This window comes from Pseudomonas sp. LBUM1647 (assembly GCF_059716175.1).
This window is the reverse complement of record NZ_CP166809.1, coordinates 719,419-735,742: the sequence shown is the minus strand read 5'-3', so window position 1 is coordinate 735,742 and position 16,324 is coordinate 719,419. Positions and strand designations below refer to the sequence as shown.

General features: G+C 60.7%; 16 protein-coding genes. 9 read left to right on the top strand and 7 right to left on the bottom strand.

What is annotated here, in order from left to right:
* Positions 1-89: 89 nt before the first annotated feature.
* Positions 90-1,178 (bottom strand): calcium:cation antiporter, encoded by a 1,089-nt coding sequence (locus ACA059_RS03215; RefSeq protein ID WP_201183599.1) that lies wholly within the window; start codon positions 1,176-1,178, stop codon positions 90-92.
* A gap of 297 nt (positions 1,179-1,475) precedes the next feature.
* On the opposite strand from ACA059_RS03215, the gene ACA059_RS03210 reads away from it, so the two are divergent.
* From ACA059_RS03210 to ACA059_RS03200, 3 genes are all read left to right on the top strand, one after another.
* Entirely contained in the window at positions 1,476-2,558 is a 1,083-nt protein-coding gene (locus ACA059_RS03210) for a BMP family ABC transporter substrate-binding protein (RefSeq protein ID WP_497632697.1), read from the top strand.
* Between the two features lie 129 nt (positions 2,559-2,687).
* A complete protein-coding gene (locus ACA059_RS03205; RefSeq protein ID WP_497632696.1) occupies positions 2,688-3,653 on the top strand; it encodes a 2-oxoglutarate and iron-dependent oxygenase domain-containing protein in 966 nt (321 codons plus the stop codon).
* 82 nt (positions 3,654-3,735) lie between these two features.
* Positions 3,736-4,689 (top strand): adenosine deaminase, encoded by a 954-nt coding sequence (locus ACA059_RS03200; RefSeq protein ID WP_497632695.1) that lies wholly within the window; start codon positions 3,736-3,738, stop codon positions 4,687-4,689.
* A 117-nt stretch (positions 4,690-4,806) separates the two neighbouring features.
* Here the strand turns inward: ACA059_RS03200 and ACA059_RS03195 are convergent, their stop codons facing one another.
* The 3 genes from ACA059_RS03195 to vimR all read right to left on the bottom strand — a co-directional run bounded on the left by ACA059_RS03195 (position 4,807) and on the right by vimR (position 8,298).
* Positions 4,807-6,189 (bottom strand): MFS transporter, encoded by a 1,383-nt coding sequence (locus tag ACA059_RS03195; protein WP_497632694.1) that lies wholly within the window; start codon positions 6,187-6,189, stop codon positions 4,807-4,809.
* A gap of 128 nt (positions 6,190-6,317) precedes the next feature.
* The gene (locus ACA059_RS03190) at positions 6,318-7,052 is read right to left on the bottom strand and encodes an ArsR/SmtB family transcription factor (protein ID WP_497632693.1); all 735 of its coding nucleotides are present in this window, start codon (positions 7,050-7,052) and stop codon (positions 6,318-6,320) included.
* Between the two features lie 316 nt (positions 7,053-7,368).
* Positions 7,369-8,298: a transcription regulator VimR gene (vimR, locus tag ACA059_RS03185; protein WP_497632692.1), complete on the bottom strand. Its 930-nt coding sequence runs from the start codon at positions 8,296-8,298 to the stop codon at positions 7,369-7,371.
* A gap of 117 nt (positions 8,299-8,415) precedes the next feature.
* Here vimR and ACA059_RS03180 point away from each other — a divergent pair, with 117 nt between their 5' ends.
* From ACA059_RS03180 to ACA059_RS03170, 3 genes are all read left to right on the top strand, one after another.
* A complete protein-coding gene (locus tag ACA059_RS03180) occupies positions 8,416-8,709 on the top strand; it encodes a putative quinol monooxygenase (protein ID WP_095127279.1) in 294 nt (97 codons plus the stop codon).
* Positions 8,710-8,743: 34 nt separating this feature from the next.
* Entirely contained in the window at positions 8,744-9,757 is a 1,014-nt protein-coding gene (locus ACA059_RS03175) for a zinc-binding alcohol dehydrogenase family protein (RefSeq protein ID WP_497632691.1), read from the top strand.
* Positions 9,758-9,906: 149 nt separating this feature from the next.
* Positions 9,907-10,077: a hypothetical protein gene (locus tag ACA059_RS03170; RefSeq protein WP_165353242.1), complete on the top strand. Its 171-nt coding sequence runs from the start codon at positions 9,907-9,909 to the stop codon at positions 10,075-10,077.
* A gap of 8 nt (positions 10,078-10,085) precedes the next feature.
* On the opposite strand, the gene ACA059_RS03165 is transcribed toward ACA059_RS03170, so the two are convergent.
* Complete coding sequence (locus tag ACA059_RS03165) at positions 10,086-11,282, bottom strand: multidrug effflux MFS transporter (protein WP_497632690.1); 1,197 nt, start codon at positions 11,280-11,282, stop codon at positions 10,086-10,088.
* A 140-nt stretch (positions 11,283-11,422) separates the two neighbouring features.
* Positions 11,423-11,620, bottom strand: coding sequence for a heavy-metal-associated domain-containing protein (locus ACA059_RS03160; RefSeq protein WP_497632689.1), 198 nt, complete (start codon positions 11,618-11,620; stop codon positions 11,423-11,425).
* 147 nt (positions 11,621-11,767) lie between these two features.
* Between ACA059_RS03160 and ACA059_RS03155 the strand changes: the two genes are divergently transcribed.
* The 3 genes from ACA059_RS03155 to cueR all read left to right on the top strand — a co-directional run bounded on the left by ACA059_RS03155 (position 11,768) and on the right by cueR (position 15,125).
* Complete coding sequence (locus ACA059_RS03155) at positions 11,768-12,151, top strand: hypothetical protein (protein ID WP_497632688.1); 384 nt, start codon at positions 11,768-11,770, stop codon at positions 12,149-12,151.
* Positions 12,152-12,321: 170 nt separating this feature from the next.
* Positions 12,322-14,715, top strand: a complete 2,394-nt coding sequence (locus ACA059_RS03150) for a heavy metal translocating P-type ATPase (RefSeq protein ID WP_497632687.1) — start codon at positions 12,322-12,324, stop codon at positions 14,713-14,715.
* Positions 14,712-15,125 (top strand): Cu(I)-responsive transcriptional regulator, encoded by a 414-nt coding sequence (gene cueR, locus ACA059_RS03145; RefSeq protein WP_497632686.1) that lies wholly within the window; start codon positions 14,712-14,714, stop codon positions 15,123-15,125. Before ACA059_RS03150 ends, cueR begins: the two co-directional genes overlap by 4 nt.
* On the opposite strand, the gene ACA059_RS03140 is transcribed toward cueR, so the two are convergent.
* Positions 15,079-16,299, bottom strand: coding sequence for an MFS transporter (locus tag ACA059_RS03140; RefSeq protein WP_497632685.1), 1,221 nt, complete (start codon positions 16,297-16,299; stop codon positions 15,079-15,081). The genes cueR and ACA059_RS03140 overlap by 47 nt on opposite strands.
* Positions 16,300-16,324: the final 25 nt, after the last annotated feature.

The window sequence follows — 16,324 nt, the reverse complement described above, 5'->3', positions numbered from 1 at the left end:
CGCGAATGCGGACTGACATTCAACATATTTGTTGGCTGACACACCGCTTTCGCGAGCAAGCCCGCTCCCACATTGGTTTTGCGGTGGGGCTAGAGCCCTAACAGCGACAACATGATGAACGTCGCAAACAGCACAAAGTGGGTCATGCCTTCGATGGCATTGGTTTCGCCATCGTTGAGGTTGATCGCGCTGACGATCAGGGTGAGGAAGACCATCACGGTCTGCACCGGGGTCATCGCCATCTGGAACGGCTGGCCGGTGTAGAGCGCCATGGCTTCCATCACCGGTACCGTCAGGATCACCGTCGACAGCGACGCGCCCATGGCGATGTTGACCACCGACTGCATGCGGTTGGCCAGAGCCGCCCGCAACGCGGTCAGAATCTCCGGCGCCGCCGAGATTGCCGCCACCAGGATCGCCGTGATCACCGGTGGTGCGCCCGTCCCTTCCAGGCCCAGGTCGAGAGTCTTGGACATCACCTCGGCCAATGCGCCGATCACCACCACGCCAAACACCAACGTGCCGATACTCAGCACCAGATTGACCGGTTCAGGTTCCTCCTCCGGGACTTTCTTGCGACGTTTTTCCGGGTAGCTGTAGCTGAAGAAATAACTGTGCGGCCCGACCTGCATACGCAGGAACAGGGTGTAGAGCACGATCATCGCGCCGATGGTGAACGCCGAATAAATCTTCCAGTTGGCTTCGGGAATGAACTCCGGCACAACCATGGAAACGCCCATGGCGGTGAGGATCATCACGCTGTAACTGCGCGCCGAGTCATCGTTGTAGGACTGTTCGCCGTGCTTGATCCCGCCCATCAACGCGGCCAGACCGAGGATGCCGTTGATGTCGAGCATCACCGCCGAATAAATCGTGTCGCGTACCAGGGTCGCGGAGGCCTCGTTGCTCATCATGATTGCCAGGATCACCACTTCCACCAGCACGGCGGCCAGGGTCAGGATCATCGTGCCATAAGGGTCACCGACTTTTTCTGCGAGCAGTTCGGCGTGATGGGCGACGCGCATGGAGGCAACGACGATGAAGGCGATCAGTACGAGGCCGGCGGTCAGCGCGATGGGCTGGCCGCTGTGCAGCATCCAGTGCTCCAGCGGATAGGCGACGACGGCGGCAATCACGGCCAGCAGCAGAAACTTTTCTTGCTTGAGGAGTGTGAGCATTGCGGGCCTTTTGCCGTGTGAAACGAAACCAGGGTGATGAGCTAGTGACTGCGGGGCGGCGCTAACGTTTCGTTACACCTTAGCGCACCAGTGGATGGCAGCCGTGTCAGGCCATGCACTTTTATCGGCCTCAAGGGCCTCTTCGCGAGCAAGCTCGCTCCCACATTGGATCGCATTCCCCTGTGGGAGCGGGCTTGCTCGCGAAGGCTTCACCACGGTTTCGGCGATTTTGTTGTCTTGTTGGTCAGCAATTTGCATTGGCCTTGCCAACCTCACAACAACATGGAGTTCGAATTCATGCACAAACGTCCGTTGAAGAAGCTGCTTTGCGCCGTCGTCGCAGCCATCGGTCTGAGCGCAAGCCTGACTGCCAGTGCCGCCGACCCGCTGAAAATCGGCTTCGTCTACATCGGTCCGATCGGCGACCACGGCTGGACGTATCAGCATGAACAGGGGCGCAAGGCGCTGGCCGAAAAATTCGGTAACCAGATCACCACCAACTATGTGGAAAACGTCGCCGAAGGCGCCGATGCCGAACGGGTGATCCGCAACATGGCCAAGGACAAGTACGACCTGATCTTCACCACGTCCTTCGGCTACATGAACCCGACCCTGAAAGTCGCCAAACAATTTCCCAAGGTGACCTTCGAACACGCCACCGGCTACAAGCAGGACAAGAACCTCGGAACCTACCTGGCGCGCACGTATGAAGGTCGCTACGTCGGCGGCTTTCTCGCGGCGAAGATGACCAAGACCAAGAAGATCGGTTACGTCGCGTCCTTCCCGATCCCGGAAGTCATCCGCGACATCAACGCCATTCAACTGGCCCTGAACAAGTACAACCCCGGCACCGAGATCAAGGTTGTGTGGGTCAACTCCTGGTTCGATCCGGGCAAAGAGGCCGATGCCGCCAACGCGCTGATCGATCAGGGCGTGGACGTGGTGTTCCAGCACACCGACAGCCCGGCCCCGATCCAGGCGGCTGAGCGTCGCGGCGTGTATGCCGTGGGCTACGCTTCGGACATGGCGCACTTCGGGCCGAAAGCGGTGCTGACGTCCATCGTCAACGACTGGGGCCCGCACTACATTCAGGCGACCCAAAGCGTGCTCGACCACACGTGGAAGTCGCAGGATTACTGGGGCGGGTTGAAGGAAGGTACGGTTGAGTTGCCGATCAGTGATCTGGTGCCAGCGCCGGTGAAAGCCGAGGCAGAGCAGATCATTGCCGACATCAAGAGCGGTGCGCTGCATCCGTTTACCGGGCCGATCAAGGATCAGGCCGGTGTCGAGAAAATCCCGGCGGGGGCGACGGCTAGCAACGCGGAACTGGCGTCGATGAATTACTACGTAGAGGGGATGAAGGCCGAGATTCCGAAATAAATTTTTGTCAGTGAGATAGCCAAGATCGCAGCCTTCGGCAGCTCCTACAGGAGTTCGCATTCCCCTGTAGGAGCTGCCGAAGGCTGCGATCTTTTGGCCCCTCCCCAAAACTTCGCCCAGGATCGCTTCATGAATCAACTCCCGATCATCGATATCGCCCCGCTCTACACCGACGACCAAAACGCCTGGCAAACCGTCGCCACGCAAATCGACCGCGCCTGCCGCCACTGGGGTTTTTTCTATATCAAGGGTCACCCGATCAGCCCTTCGCGCATCGAAGCAGTGCTTGACCACGCCCAACGCTTCTTCGCCCTGCCCGCCGCCGAAAAACTCAAGATCGACATCACCCAAACCCGCCACCACCGCGGTTATGGCGCCATCGCCACCGAACAACTCGACCCGAGCAAACCCAGCGACCTGAAAGAAACCTTCGACATGGGCCTGCACCTGCCAGCCGATCACCCGCAAGTGCTGGCGGAAAAACCGCTGCGCGGCCCCAACCGCCATCCGTCGATTCCCGGCTGGGAATCGCTGATGGAGCAGCACTACGTCGACATGCAGGCCTTGGCACAAACCCTGTTACGGGCCATGACCATGGCGCTGGGCATCGAGCGCGACTTTTTCGACACCCGCTTCGTTGAGCCGGTCAGCGTGCTGCGGATGATTCATTACCCACCGCGCCACACCGCCAGCTCCGAAGAGCAACAAGGCGCCGGCGCCCACACCGATTACGGTTGCATCACCCTGCTGTATCAAGATGCCGCCGGCGGCCTGCAAGTGCGAAACGTCAAAGGCGAGTGGATCGATGCACCGCCAATCGACGGCACCTTCGTGGTCAACCTTGGCGACATGATGGCGCGCTGGAGCAACGACCGTTACCTGTCGACGCCGCACCGGGTGATCAGCCCGCTGGGCGTGGACCGTTACTCGATGCCGTTCTTCGCCGAGCCGCACCCCGACACGGCCATCGAATGCCTGCCCGGCTGTCAGAATGAACGGCACCCCGCAAAGTATCCGGCCACCACCTGCGCCGAATTCCTGCTCTCGCGCTTCGCCGATACCTACGCCTATCGACGGGAACAGGAAGCGCTGTGATGAACCGGCTGGTCAGGTTTTGCTAATTGTTTCCACGGGCATCTGTAGAATGCTCGCCATCTGCACCTGATGAGAAAAGACTATGTACGACTGGCTGAACGCCCTGCCCAAGGCAGAACTGCACCTGCACCTTGAGGGTTCGCTGGAGCCTGAGTTGCTGTTCGCCCTGGCCGAACGCAACAAGATTGCCCTGCCGTGGAGCGATGTCGAAACCCTGCGCAAGGCCTACGCCTTCAACAACCTGCAAGAGTTTCTCGACCTGTATTACCAGGGCGCCGACGTGTTGCGCACCTCTCAGGATTTCTACGACCTGACCTGGGCTTACCTGTTGCGCTGCAAGGCGCAGAACGTGATTCACACCGAACCGTTCTTCGACCCGCAGACCCACACCGACCGTGGCGTGCCGTTCGAAGTGGTGCTCAACGGCATCGCCGCCGCGTTGAAGGATGGCGAGCAGCAACTGGGCATCACCAGCGGTTTGATCCTGAGCTTCCTGCGCCACTTGAGCGAAGCAGAAGCCGAGAAAACCCTCGACCAGGCGCTGCCGTTCCGTGATGCGTTTGTCGCCGTCGGTCTGGACAGTTCGGAAATGGGTCACCCGCCGAGCAAGTTCCAGCGCGTGTTTGATCGCGCTCGTCACGAAGGCTTCCTGACCGTCGCCCACGCCGGTGAAGAAGGCCCGCCCGAGTACATCTGGGAAGCCCTCGACTTGCTGAAAGTCCAGCGCATCGACCATGGCGTGCGCGCCATCGAAGACGAGCGTTTGATGCAGCGGATCATCGACGAGCAAATCCCGCTGACCGTGTGCCCGTTGTCGAACACCAAGCTCTGCGTGTTCGATCACATGTCTCAGCACAACATTCTCGACATGCTCGAGCGTGGCGTGAAAGTGACCGTGAACTCGGATGACCCGGCGTACTTCGGCGGTTATGTCACCGAGAATTTCCATGCGTTGTACACCGATTTGGGCATGACCCAGGATCAGGCCAAGCGATTGGCGCAGAACAGTCTGGATGCCAGATTGGTCAAACCTTAAGACCGCTGAAGATCTAATGTGGGAGCGAGCTTGCTCGCGATGAGGCCATCACATTCAACATCATCGGTGAATGTGAATCCGCTATCGCGAGCAAGCTCGCTCCCACAGGGTTTGTGTTTAGCCAACGGCTACCGGTTCAGTCAACTCCTCCAGTGTCTTGCCCCGGGTCTCCATCCCGAACACCCACACCACCCCTGCCGCAATCGCAAAACACATCGCCCCCAGCGCAAACACCCCGCCCTGCCCGGTCATCGGGAACACGAGCCCGGTCACCATTGGCCCGAGCAACGAACCCACTCGGCCAATCGCCGAAGCGAAACCCGAACCCGTGGCCCGCGCCGATGTCGGGTACAACTCCGGCGTGTAGGTGTAAAGCACCGCCCACATGCCGAACAGGAAAAACTGCATCAGCAGCCCCGACGCAATCAACAGGCTGACGTTGCCGCCAAACACCGCGCTCTGACCATAAAGAAACGCCATCACCCCGCCGCCGAGTAACGTCACCACGCACACCGGTTTACGTCCCCAACGCTCCACCAGCCAGGCGGCCATCAGGAAACCGGGAATCCCGCCGAGGGAAATCAGCACCGTGTAATACACCGACTGGGTCACGGCAAAACCCGACTGCTGCAGCAAGGCACTGAGCCAGGACGTCAGGCCATAGAAACCCAGCAAGGCGAAGAACCAGACACTCCAGATCATCATCGTGCGCTGGCGATACAGCGGCGACCAGATCTGCCGCAACGCGGAAAAGAAATGGCCCGGCGTACTCGCCACTCTCGGCAGGCGGATCGGCTCAGGCAGCTCCGAACGTCCCAGAGATGTCCGGACCCGATCTTCGATGCGCAGCAAGACCTTGTCTGCCACGTCATGGTGCCCGGCCTGTTCCAGCCAGCGCGGTGATTCGGGAATGAAAAAGCGAATCGCCAGGACAAACACCGCCGGCACCGCTAACACCAGGAAGATGTCCCGCCAGCCAATCACCGGCAGCAGAAAGTACGACAGCACCCCGGCTGCGACGAACCCGAGGGGCCAGAACCCGTCCATCAACGCGATATAGCGCCCACGCTTCTTGGCCGGAATCAGCTCCGAGAGCATCGACTGAGCGATGGGAAACTCCATGCCCATGCCGATCCCCAACAGGATTCGAAACAACGTCAGCGTTTCGACGTTTTGCGCAGTGGAGCACAAGTAGCTGGCGATCCCCCACAACACGATGCTCCACTGAAACACCGGTTTGCGGCCGAAACGGTCGGCCAGCATGCCGGACAGTGACGCCCCCACGACCATGCCGAAAAAACTCGAACTGGCCAACAAGCCGGCCTGCGCCGTGCTCAGGCCGAACTCGGTTTTGATCGAGCCGAGCAGGAAGGTCATCATCGCCAGGTCCATGGAGTCGAAGAAAAACGCCAGGGCAATGATGATGAAAATGATCCGGTGATAACCGCTGATGGGCAGCCGTTCCAGTCGTTCTGCCGCGCTGAAGCCTCGTGTTTCCATGCCACATTCCCCCCAATCCGAAAGTCCCCGGAAGAGTGTGCGCGATAGCTGCTGGGGGTTACTGCTGGATGCGACCTGTTCGCAGCTCTGAACGACGCCCGAAGCTTCGGACGTCGATCTCGATGCGTCTACAACGCCATTTCCAGCTCGGTTTCCTTGGCGAACCGATGGATTTCACGCTGCCCCGCGGCGGTGATCTGCAAGGCTCGCGAATCGTTGGGCAGGCTCAGCCAACCTGACTGCATGAACAATTGCAGCAACGCCGCCCCCAATGATCCGCCCATGTGCGGGCGTCTTTCGCTCCAGTCCGGACAAGCGCAGGCGACTCGGCTGTTGCGATGAGCCAGCGCCTGGATGAACACACCCCGCGTCGCCAATTGCGTGGCGCCCTTGTGGGTGATTGTGACCCGCTGATCGAACTGTTCGATCCAGCCTGCATCCAGCAGACGCTGATAAAGATCGGCGGCAAGGGTGCCGCCCAAATGGTCGTCGCAAAGCCTGGCGCGCAAGAGTGACGAAGGCGCCGCCTGAGATTTGGTGATGGGTGTCGTGCGCTTGAAAACGTCCGGGATTTCCCGAGGCGTGCTGGCCAGGGTGGCGCTGGCCAGTGCCTCTATCGCGGCCCCCACTTCGGGTGCGGCAAGACGAAAGAACCGCTTGCGGCCGCGGATTTCGACTTTCAACAGACCTCCGGCGGACAAACGCCCCAGATGTGCACTGGCCGAAGACGGTGACAGGCCGGCCAACAAGGCCAGCTCTTCGGTTTGCCGTGCCGAGCCGTCCATCAAGGCCCACATCATTGCGCTGCGCTTTGGGTCAGCCAGCAACGTGGCGATCTGGCTGATGCAAGGTGCATGTTCCATGTATTCACTCCCTGTTGAATCGTTTCGTCTACTGCTCAGAGACATCTTGACCAGTAATGTGTCGTCGGCCAAGGCGTGGAAACCGCCATAAACCGGGCAAAGCCGGCCAATCGCACAGGCCATTGCTCGCAGGTTTCGCAAAGCCGCGGCGATTGACCATGGGGCCTGGCTGACTCGGATGTGGACTCGCCATTGCGAGATCGACGGTGCGTACATGAGGCGAGCGCTAGTATATGCGGGTTAACCGCCGGTTCCTGCCCTTGGGAAACCATTGGTGGTGATAGTTCCTGAGTGAAATTTCGCTATTTGCCTGCGACTAATGATCGGCGCTCGATAACGTCGGAAATTGGCTACTCAACCGGGCGCATCGGCTGGCTAGCATTTCCCGCAAAAGGTTCACCGGCTTACTCAATTGTGCGCGATGGGCGCACAACAAATTCAGCGGTGCGCGCTCACAGAGCAGTTCCGGCATGAGCACTTTCAACCGACCGGCCAGCACATCGGCCGCGACATCGAGCCAGGATTTGTAGGCGATCCCGGCACCTGCCACGGCCCACAGGCGCACGACATCGGCATCATCGCTGAAACGATCGCCGCTGACGGTCAGGCTGACCTCGCGTTTGCCGTCGTGGAAACTCCAATGATCGTGGACCCGACTGCCAAGCATGAACAGCAGACAGTTGTGCTGAGCCAGTTGCTCCAGTTGCCGAGGCTCGCCATGCCGGGCCAGGTAACTCGGGGCGGCACAGAGCACGCGGAGATTCTGCGGGGCGATGGGCAGCGCCACCAGGCTTGAGTCTTCCGGCTCGCCGTACCGCAGGGCGATGTCCACCGGTTGGCGGAACAGGTCGGCGATGCGGTCGCCCAGCAGTAAACGCACCGTGAGTTTTGGATGTTCACGTTGAAACTCGTCCAGCCATGGCAGCAGCAGGTTGCGGCCAAAATCCGAAGGCGCCGACAGCTGCAAAATCCCGCTGACCTGGTCCTGACCGCTGGCCAGTAAACGACGGCCCTCATCGAGATTGCTCAAAGCGGCCCGAGCGTATTCGAGAAATCCCTCGCCTTCAGCGGTCAGTCGCAGGCTACGGGTGGAACGGGCGAGCAACCGGGCGCCGAGCTGCTGCTCGATGCGCTTCAACGCCGCACTGGCTACCGCGGCCGACATGTCCATCCCACGCGCCGCCGCTGACAGACTGCCCAGGTCCGCCGCGCGGACAAACAACTGCAAGTCATCGAAACGCAGCATTTCAGCCTCGATTATCAAAAAAATATTGAAAGAGACTGCTCTTTTAGCGGGTTTTATCTTGCAGAGAAATAGCCAATCATCCGTGCCAGTGAATCCATCCCCTTTCCGGAGTCGAACATGTCCCAGCCTTTTACCGCTATCGCCACCCTCATCGCCAAAGCCGGCCAGCAAGACGCCCTCGAACAGCACCTGCGGGCGCTGCTGGAACCGACCCGCGCCGAGGCCGGTTGCGGTCAATACGACTTGCACCAGGACCTCGCCAATCCTCACGCCTTCTACATGATCGAAAAATGGAGCAGCGACGAAGCCCTGCAAGCCCATGACGCCAGCGCACATGTCCAGAACTTCCGCGCCAAGGCTGGCGACTTTCTCGAACACTTCGACCTCAAGCGCCTGCGCTCCATCGTCTGATTTCTACCTTCTTTATTACTTTTCAGGAGTTCCAATGAAAGCCATTGCCTACTACGCCTCCTTGCCAATCAGCGACTCAAACGCTCTGCAAGACATCGAACTGCCAGACCCGGTTGCCGGCCCGCGTGACCTGTTGGTGGAAGTCAAAGCCATCTCGGTCAACCCGGTGGACACCAAGGTCCGCCAGAACGTCCAGCCTGAAGCGGGCGCGCCGAAAGTGCTGGGCTGGGACGTGGCCGGTGTGGTCAAGGCCGTCGGCAGTGAAGTGACGCTGTTCAAGGCCGGCGACAAAGTCTTCTACGCCGGCTCCATCGCCCGCGCGGGCGGCAACAGCGAACTGCACGTGGTCGATGAGCGGATCGTCGGCCATATGCCGAAAACCCTTGGTTTCGCCGAAGCCGCCGCGCTGCCGCTGACCGCTATCACCGCGTGGGAGTTACTCTTCGAACGCCTGCAAGTGCGTGAAGGCAAAACCGATGAAGGCCAGAGCCTTTTGATCGTCGGTGCCGCTGGTGGTGTGGGGTCGATCCTCACGCAACTGGCCAGCCAGCTTACCGGGCTGAAAGTCATCGGCACCGCTTCTCGCCCGCAAACCCAGAGCTGGGTTCGTGAGCTGGGTGCCGACCTGGTGATCGATCACAGTCAGCCGTTGAGCGAAGAACTCAAACGTGCCGGCCTCGATCAGGTGACCCACGTTGCCAGCCTGACCCAGACCGATCACCACCTGGACCAATTGGTCGAGGCTTTGGCGCCGCAAGGCAAACTGGCCCTGATCGATGATCCAAAGGCGCTGGACGTGACCAAGCTCAAGCGCAAGAGCCTGTCGCTGCACTGGGAGTTCATGTACACCCGCTCGCTGTTCGAAACTGCGGACATGATCGAGCAGCACAAATTGCTTAACCGCGTGGCTGAGCTGATCGACGCCGGGACGCTGAAGACCACGGTCGGCGAGCACTTCGGGACCATCAACGCGGCGAACCTGCGCCGTGCCCATGAGCTGCTCGAAAGTGGCAAATCCAAGGGCAAGATTGTGCTCGAAGGGTTCTGAAACAAACTGACACAGTTGTCGCCCAGATGGGCGACACCGTCAGTCCGAGAGTTGACCCTTGTCACAATTGCGATCGTATTGAGGTCTACAATCGAGGCTCTGCGGCACAGTCTTTTACGTGACATCTTTTACGAGAGGAGAGATCAGCAATGAAGATCCTGATAAAAGAATTGGCAAAATCCCAGTGGCAAGTCCGTCTGGACCAACACGCCGTGACATTCCGCAGCGAAGCCGAAGCCCGCGCCTTCACCCGCACCCTTGAAGCGCGGCTACAAGCACCTCATCAAATTATTGACCGCCAGCAGCGTGCCGCTGGCTGAGTCCGTCCTCAGACCTGGGCTTGCGCCAGCGCCCGGGCATTTTGCAAACGTCGGGTGAGCATCGCCACGCTCACCACCAGAACTCCGCACAGGCTGATGACCATGGCCATCGGCATGGCGCTGCCGTCGTGTAAAACACCCACCAATGCTGCTGCCCCGGCGGCAACGCTGAATTGCAGGCAACCGAGCATCGCCGACGCACTGCCGGCGCGAGCGCCCTGCCCGTTCATGGCGCAGGCCGAGGCGTTGGGGAGGATGCAACCGAGGCTGGCGATGCAGACAAACAGCGGAATCAGCAACGGCCATAGCTGCGCGGTGTGCAACGAACTGACGGCCAGCAGCGCCAGACCGGCGCCTACGTAGATCCACACGGTGCGCGCCAGCAAGAACGCCGGGCCGCGCTTTGCCAGCAGTCGCGCGTTGAGCTGCGCGACCAAAATGAAACCCGCCGCATTGGTACCGAACAGCCAGCCGAAATGCTCGGCCGGCACGCCATAAAGTTTGATGAAGACGAACGGTGAACCGGCGATATAGGCAAACATCCCGGCGATGGCGATGCCACCAGTCAAGGCGTGGCCGAGGAACACCGGATCCGACAACAGTCGACCGTACTGCCGCAACGCGCCGGACAACGGTTGACGCGGCACATGGGCCGGCAGACTTTCCGGCAGCCCCAGCGCCACGGCCAACCCTGCCAGCGCACTGAAACCGGTCAACACGAGAAAGATCGACTGCCAGCCCGTGGTGTTGACCAACAGCCCACCCAGCATCGGCGCAAGAATCGGCGCCAAGCCCATCACCAGCATCAGCTGTGAAAAGACCTTCGCCGAACCCACCGCATCGCATTTATCGCTGACGACCGCGCGGGAAATCACCATCCCTGCGCAACCACCCAGCGCCTGAATGAAACGCGCGCCCATCAACCATTCGAGGTTCGGCGCGTAGGCGCAGGCCAGAGAGGCTGCGGTGAACAGCCCGACACCGGTCAGCAGGGGAATGCGTCGCCCAAAGCGATCCGCCACCGGGCCATAAGCCAGTTGACCGATGGACAAGCCCAGGAAATACGCCGCCAGGGTCAGCTGAACGTGTTTTTCATCGGTGCCGAAGGCGAGCGCCATCGCCGGGAAAGCCGGCAGATAGAAATCGATCGCCAGCGGACCGAAGGCGCTCAAGGCGCCAAGAATCAAAATGGTACGGAGGTTCATCAGGCATCCAGTTGGACAGGGGCGGCAGCCCCACAGTCTAGCCGCGCATGGACGCCTTGAACATTCCGTTAGGTCGCTAACTATTAAAAACCACTGGATGAATACAAAACCGCCGCTCCCACAGGGGATTGCGCTTTGTCTCAGGCAACCTTGGCGTCGTAGCCCTCTTCGGTGATCACCGCGATCACCTGATCCGCCGACAAAGCGCTCTCGACACCGACTTCTTTCGCAACCAGATCGATACGCACGCTGGCCGCAGGATCCTTGGCTTGCAGCGCCTGAGTGATGGCTTTGACGCAGTGACCGCAGGACATGCCTTGAACGTTGAACACTTGCATGGGATGACTCCTTGAATAAGGTTGCGTGCAGTCTCGAGCTTGCCACCATGGCAAGGTCAAGTTCTGAAGTGAGCTGCCGGGCTGGCAATCAGCGCCGCGCTCGGCCAAGCTGTGTCCATCAATGACTCGACATCAGGAGATTCAGCCATGCGCTGGTCAGCTTTCAGCCTGTTTGGCTTTCTCAGCCTATTTGCCGCGACACCTTCAGTTCAAGCCGCCGGGGAGGACTATGGCGTACTGATCATTTCCCGCGAGCGCCTGGAAGTCGCGACCTCCTGCGAGATTGGCGTGTATATCCAGGATCAGCTGTCGGCGCGGTTGTTCCAGGAACAAAGCACCTCGTTCAACCTGCCACCGGGCAATGTGTCCTTGCGCCTGAAGCTGCTGCCGGGCCAGGCGCCGGGTTGCAACCCGGGCATGCTCGCACCGGGTTCGCAGAACATCACGCTCAAGGCCGGTGACGTGTTGAAGTTCCGGATTGCGATGACGCAGGAAGGGATGTACCTCAAGCCTGCGGCTCTCGAATATTGAGTTGCCTGTAAAAAGATCGCAGCCTTCGGCAGCTCCTACGGGATCGGGTTAACACACGGTCAATGTAGGAGCTGCCGAAGACTGCGATCTTTTGATCTGAGACATGGCGCTTGACCTTGCCAGCATGGCAAGGTTGATCCTGTAGTCATCTTCTACAGGGAGCGTGACCGATGTCCGAATCCACCACTTTCGATCTGCCGATTGCCGGCATGACCTGCGCCAGTTGCGCCGGGCGTGTCGAGCGTGCCTTGAGCAAAGTCATCGGCGCCTCTGCCGTCAGCGTCAACCTGGCCACCGAACAGGCCCGGGTTCAAGCGCCCAGCGACAGCCTGCCGGCCTTGATGGAAGCGGTGCAGCAGGCGGGTTACAGCGTGCCGCAGCAGAGTCTGGAATTGAGCATCGACGGCATGACCTGCGCCTCCTGCGTCGGCCGGGTCGAACGAGCGCTGGCCAAGGTGCCGGGGGTCAAGAGCGTCAGCGTCAACCTGGCCAATGAACGCGCCCATCTTGAACTGCTCGGCCAGATCGATCCGCAAACCCTGATCGGCGCAGTGACCAAGGCGGGCTACAGCGCCAGTGTCTGGGAAGTCGAACACCCGCAAACCGATAATCAACAACAACGCCTGCACCGCGAGCGTTGGGCCTTGATCATGGCGATCATCCTCGCCGCACCGTTGGTGCTGCCGATGTTGCTGCAACCGTTCGGCGTGCACTGGATGCTCCCGGCCTGGGTGCAATTCGCGTTGGCCACGCCGGTGCAATTCATCTTCGGTGCGCGCTTTTACGTCGCTGCCTGGAAAGCCGTGCGCGCCGGTGCCGGCAACATGGATTTGCTGGTCGCGCTGGGCACCAGCGCCGGTTATGGCTTGAGTCTCTATGAATGGGCCACCGCCGCCGGGCGCATGCCGCACCTCTATTTCGAAGCCTCGGCGGTGGTGATTGCCTTGGTGCTGCTGGGCAAATACCTGGAAAGCCGCGCCAAACGCCAGACCGCCAGTGCCATTCGCGCCCTTGAGGCCTTGCGACCCGAGCGAGCGATTCAGGTGATCGACGGCCGCGAGCAAGATGTCGCCATCAGCGCGTTGCGCCTCAATGATCTGGTCATGGTCAAACCCGGCGAGCGCTTCCCGGTGGACGGGGAAGTGGTCGAAGGCCAGAGCCACGCCGACGAAGCGCTGATCAGCGGCGAAAGCCTGCCGGTGCCCAAACAACCCGGCGACAAGGTCACCGGCGGCGCGATCAATGGCGAAGGCCGGTTGCTCGTTCGCACCCTGGCCTTGGGCGCGGAAACCGTCCTCGCCCGCATCATCCGCCTGGTCGAAGATGCTCAAGCGGCGAAGGCACCGATCCAGAAACTGGTGGATAAAGTAAGCCAAGTGTTCGTGCCAACGGTCCTGTTGATCGCGTTGGCGACCTTGATCGGTTGGTGGTTGTATGGCGCGCCAATGGAAACGGCGCTGATCAATGCCGTCGCGGTATTGGTGATCGCTTGCCCATGCGCGCTCGGGCTGGCCACGCCGACAGCGATCATGGCCGGCACCGGCGTGGCAGCGCGCCACGGGATTTTGATCAAGGACGCCGAAGCGTTGGAGCGTGCCCATGAAGTCAGTGCGGTGGTGTTCGACAAGACTGGCACGCTGACGTCGGGTACTCCGCGCATCGCTCATTTGAGCGCAATCAACAATGACGAAGCGGCCCTGCTGCAAATGGCCGGCGCCCTGCAACGCGGCAGCGAACACCCACTGGCCAAGGCGGTTCTGGACGCTTGCGCCGAACGCGGTTTGACGGTGGCCGATGTCACCGACAGCCAGTCCCTGATCGGCCGCGGCATCGCGGGCACTCTCGATGGTCGTCGATTGGCGCTGGGCAATCGTCGTCTGTTGGAAGAGAGCGGCTTGAGCGCAGGTGAATGGTCGGACTCCGCCACCGCGTGGGAAACCGAAGGCCGGACCCTGTCCTGGCTGATCGAGCAAAGCTCCGAGCCACGAGTGTTAGGCCTCTTCGCTTTCGGCGACACCCTCAAACCCGGCGCGCTACAAGCCGTGCAACAACTCAGCGCACGCAACATCAGCAGCCACCTGCTGACTGGCGATAATCGCGGCAGTGCCAAAGTGGTTGCCGAGGCACTGGGCATCAAGGATGTCCACGCGGAAGTACTGCCGGCGGACAAAGCCGCCACCGTCGCCACACTCAAGAAAACCGGGGTCGTGGCAATGGTCGGCGACGGCATCAACGACGCCCCTGCCCTGGCCGCCGCCGACATCGGCATCGCCATGGGCGGTGGCACCGACGTTGCGATGCACGCAGCCGGGATCACCCTCATGCGCGGCGACCCACGGCTGGTACCGGCGGCGCTGGAGATCAGTCGCAAGACCTACGCGAAGATTCGTCAGAATCTGTTCTGGGCCTTCGTCTACAACCTGATCGGCATTCCGCTGGCAGCCTTCGGTTTCCTCAACCCGGTGCTGGCCGGCGCGGCCATGGCGTTGTCGAGCGTCAGCGTGGTGAGCAATGCGCTACTGTTGAAAACCTGGAAACCCAAGGATCTGGAGGACAACCGATGAACATCGGCCAAGCGGCCCACCAAAGCGGCCTGAGCGCGAAGATGATTCGTTATTACGAATCCATCGGCTTGCTCAAGGCCGCCCATCGTACCGACAGCGGCTATCGGGTTTACGGCGACGACGACCTGCACACCCTGGCGTTCATCAAGCGCTCCCGGGACCTGGGGTTCTCACTGGAAGAAGTCGGCAAACTGCTGACCCTCTGGCAGGACCGCCAACGAGCCAGCGCCGACGTGAAGGCCCTGGCCCGTCAGCACATTGATGAGCTGAACCAGAAAATCCGCGAACTCGGCCAACTGCGCGACACCCTGCAGGACCTGGTCGAACACTGCCACGGTGATCACCGTCCCGACTGTCCGATCCTCAAGAACCTGGAGTCGGGCTGCTGCGCCTCACCCGCTCGCCCCTGATTGCCAGCCCTTTCACCACCAACAAGGTGGTGAGGGGGATCCCGTGGAACAACAGCACCACGGCACCCGGCGCCCACCACGAATAGAACGGTGCGGCGATCAGCATACCGACGCCGAACCCGGTCATTTGCAACAGCGTCAGAAAGCTGAAAATCGGCAGGCGCAGGCTGTCCGGTTCGCGCTGCAGACGCGACATCAGGCCGACTTCCGAGAAACCGTCGCCCAACCCCGCCGGCAGCGCGAACAGCAGTAGCCCGTAAAGGGTCTGCTGCTGAAACATCAGGATGAAGCCGCAGGACATCAGCAACACACCAAAGAAAAATCGTCGCTCCAGGTTCACGTTGTCCGAACCTTTCCGCCGGCTGGCGATGCGCGCGCCGATGAGTTTTCCGCTGGCCCAGACCGCCAGCATCAGGCCCAGCGTGGTGCTGGCGGACTCGGGCGTCAGCAGTCTGGAAATGATCGGAAACCCCACGTTGTGCGCGGCACTGCCAAGGGTGTCAGCCATGGCCACCGCGAGCATCGCCGCCACCACCGGTGTACTGCGCAGCCCCTGGAGCAGGGCCGCCCATTCACCACGTTCGTGGGTGGGTTCGGCGCTGGGCGCAGGTGTTGAAAAGCGCAGCGGCAAGATGAACAACGCGGCCAGCAGATAAGTGACCACGTTCAATGCAAACACTGTTTCAAAGCCGAATGCTGCCACTAAAAGCCCAGACACCAGACTCCCACCGACCATGGCTGCCGACGACGCCGAGGTGATCCAGGCGTTGGTCTTGAGCAGGTGTTCGCTTTCGATCAGGTGCGGTAACTGACTGTTTAGGCCGATGGCGAACATCGAGTTGCCAAATCCCAGACCGAAAGCGATCACCGGTAACAGCAGCATCTGCTGGGCGACAGGTAGCACAAGCAGCAGGCCCAGCAGCCCGGCGCGTAACAGGTCGAAGGCAATCAGCGGCAGGCGCCCGGCCCAACGGCGATAAAACGTCGTGCCGATGAGGCTGGCGAAGATCCCACCGGCCACACGGCTGGCGAGGAAGATGCCGACGTTCATGGCGCTGTTGCTGAGCAGGTAGACGTAGGTGGCCAGGGCGACCATGTTGAGGAAGGCACCGAAGTCTGAAACCAGGCGGGCGGTGATGATGAGTTGGGCGTTGCGGAGGGATGCGGTGTTCACATTCAATCCTTGAGTGTGGTTTTGG

Bases quoted from the DNA above. Each gene is read 5' to 3' on its own strand.
- ACA059_RS03150 (WP_497632687.1), top strand. From the start codon at position 12,322: ATGTCCGAATCCACCACTTTCGATCTGCCGATTGCCGGCATGACCTGC.
- ACA059_RS03155 (WP_497632688.1), top strand. From the start codon at position 11,768: ATGCGCTGGTCAGCTTTCAGCCTGTTTGGCTTTCTCAGCCTATTTGCC.
- ACA059_RS03200 (WP_497632695.1), top strand. From the start codon at position 3,736: ATGTACGACTGGCTGAACGCCCTGCCCAAGGCAGAACTGCACCTGCAC.
- ACA059_RS03170 (WP_165353242.1), top strand. From the start codon at position 9,907: ATGAAGATCCTGATAAAAGAATTGGCAAAATCCCAGTGGCAAGTCCGT.
- ACA059_RS03190 (WP_497632693.1), bottom strand. From the start codon at position 7,052: ATGGAACATGCACCTTGCATCAGCCAGATCGCCACGTTGCTGGCTGAC.
- vimR (WP_497632692.1), bottom strand. From the start codon at position 8,298: ATGCTGCGTTTCGATGACTTGCAGTTGTTTGTCCGCGCGGCGGACCTG.
- ACA059_RS03195 (WP_497632694.1), bottom strand. From the start codon at position 6,189: ATGGAAACACGAGGCTTCAGCGCGGCAGAACGACTGGAACGGCTGCCC.
- ACA059_RS03175 (WP_497632691.1), top strand. From the start codon at position 8,744: ATGAAAGCCATTGCCTACTACGCCTCCTTGCCAATCAGCGACTCAAAC.
- ACA059_RS03210 (WP_497632697.1), top strand. From the start codon at position 1,476: ATGCACAAACGTCCGTTGAAGAAGCTGCTTTGCGCCGTCGTCGCAGCC.
- ACA059_RS03215 (WP_201183599.1), bottom strand. From the start codon at position 1,178: ATGCTCACACTCCTCAAGCAAGAAAAGTTTCTGCTGCTGGCCGTGATT.
- ACA059_RS03205 (WP_497632696.1), top strand. From the start codon at position 2,688: ATGAATCAACTCCCGATCATCGATATCGCCCCGCTCTACACCGACGAC.
- cueR (WP_497632686.1), top strand. From the start codon at position 14,712: ATGAACATCGGCCAAGCGGCCCACCAAAGCGGCCTGAGCGCGAAGATG.
- ACA059_RS03165 (WP_497632690.1), bottom strand. From the start codon at position 11,282: ATGAACCTCCGTACCATTTTGATTCTTGGCGCCTTGAGCGCCTTCGGT.
- ACA059_RS03160 (WP_497632689.1), bottom strand. From the start codon at position 11,620: ATGCAAGTGTTCAACGTTCAAGGCATGTCCTGCGGTCACTGCGTCAAA.
- ACA059_RS03180 (WP_095127279.1), top strand. From the start codon at position 8,416: ATGTCCCAGCCTTTTACCGCTATCGCCACCCTCATCGCCAAAGCCGGC.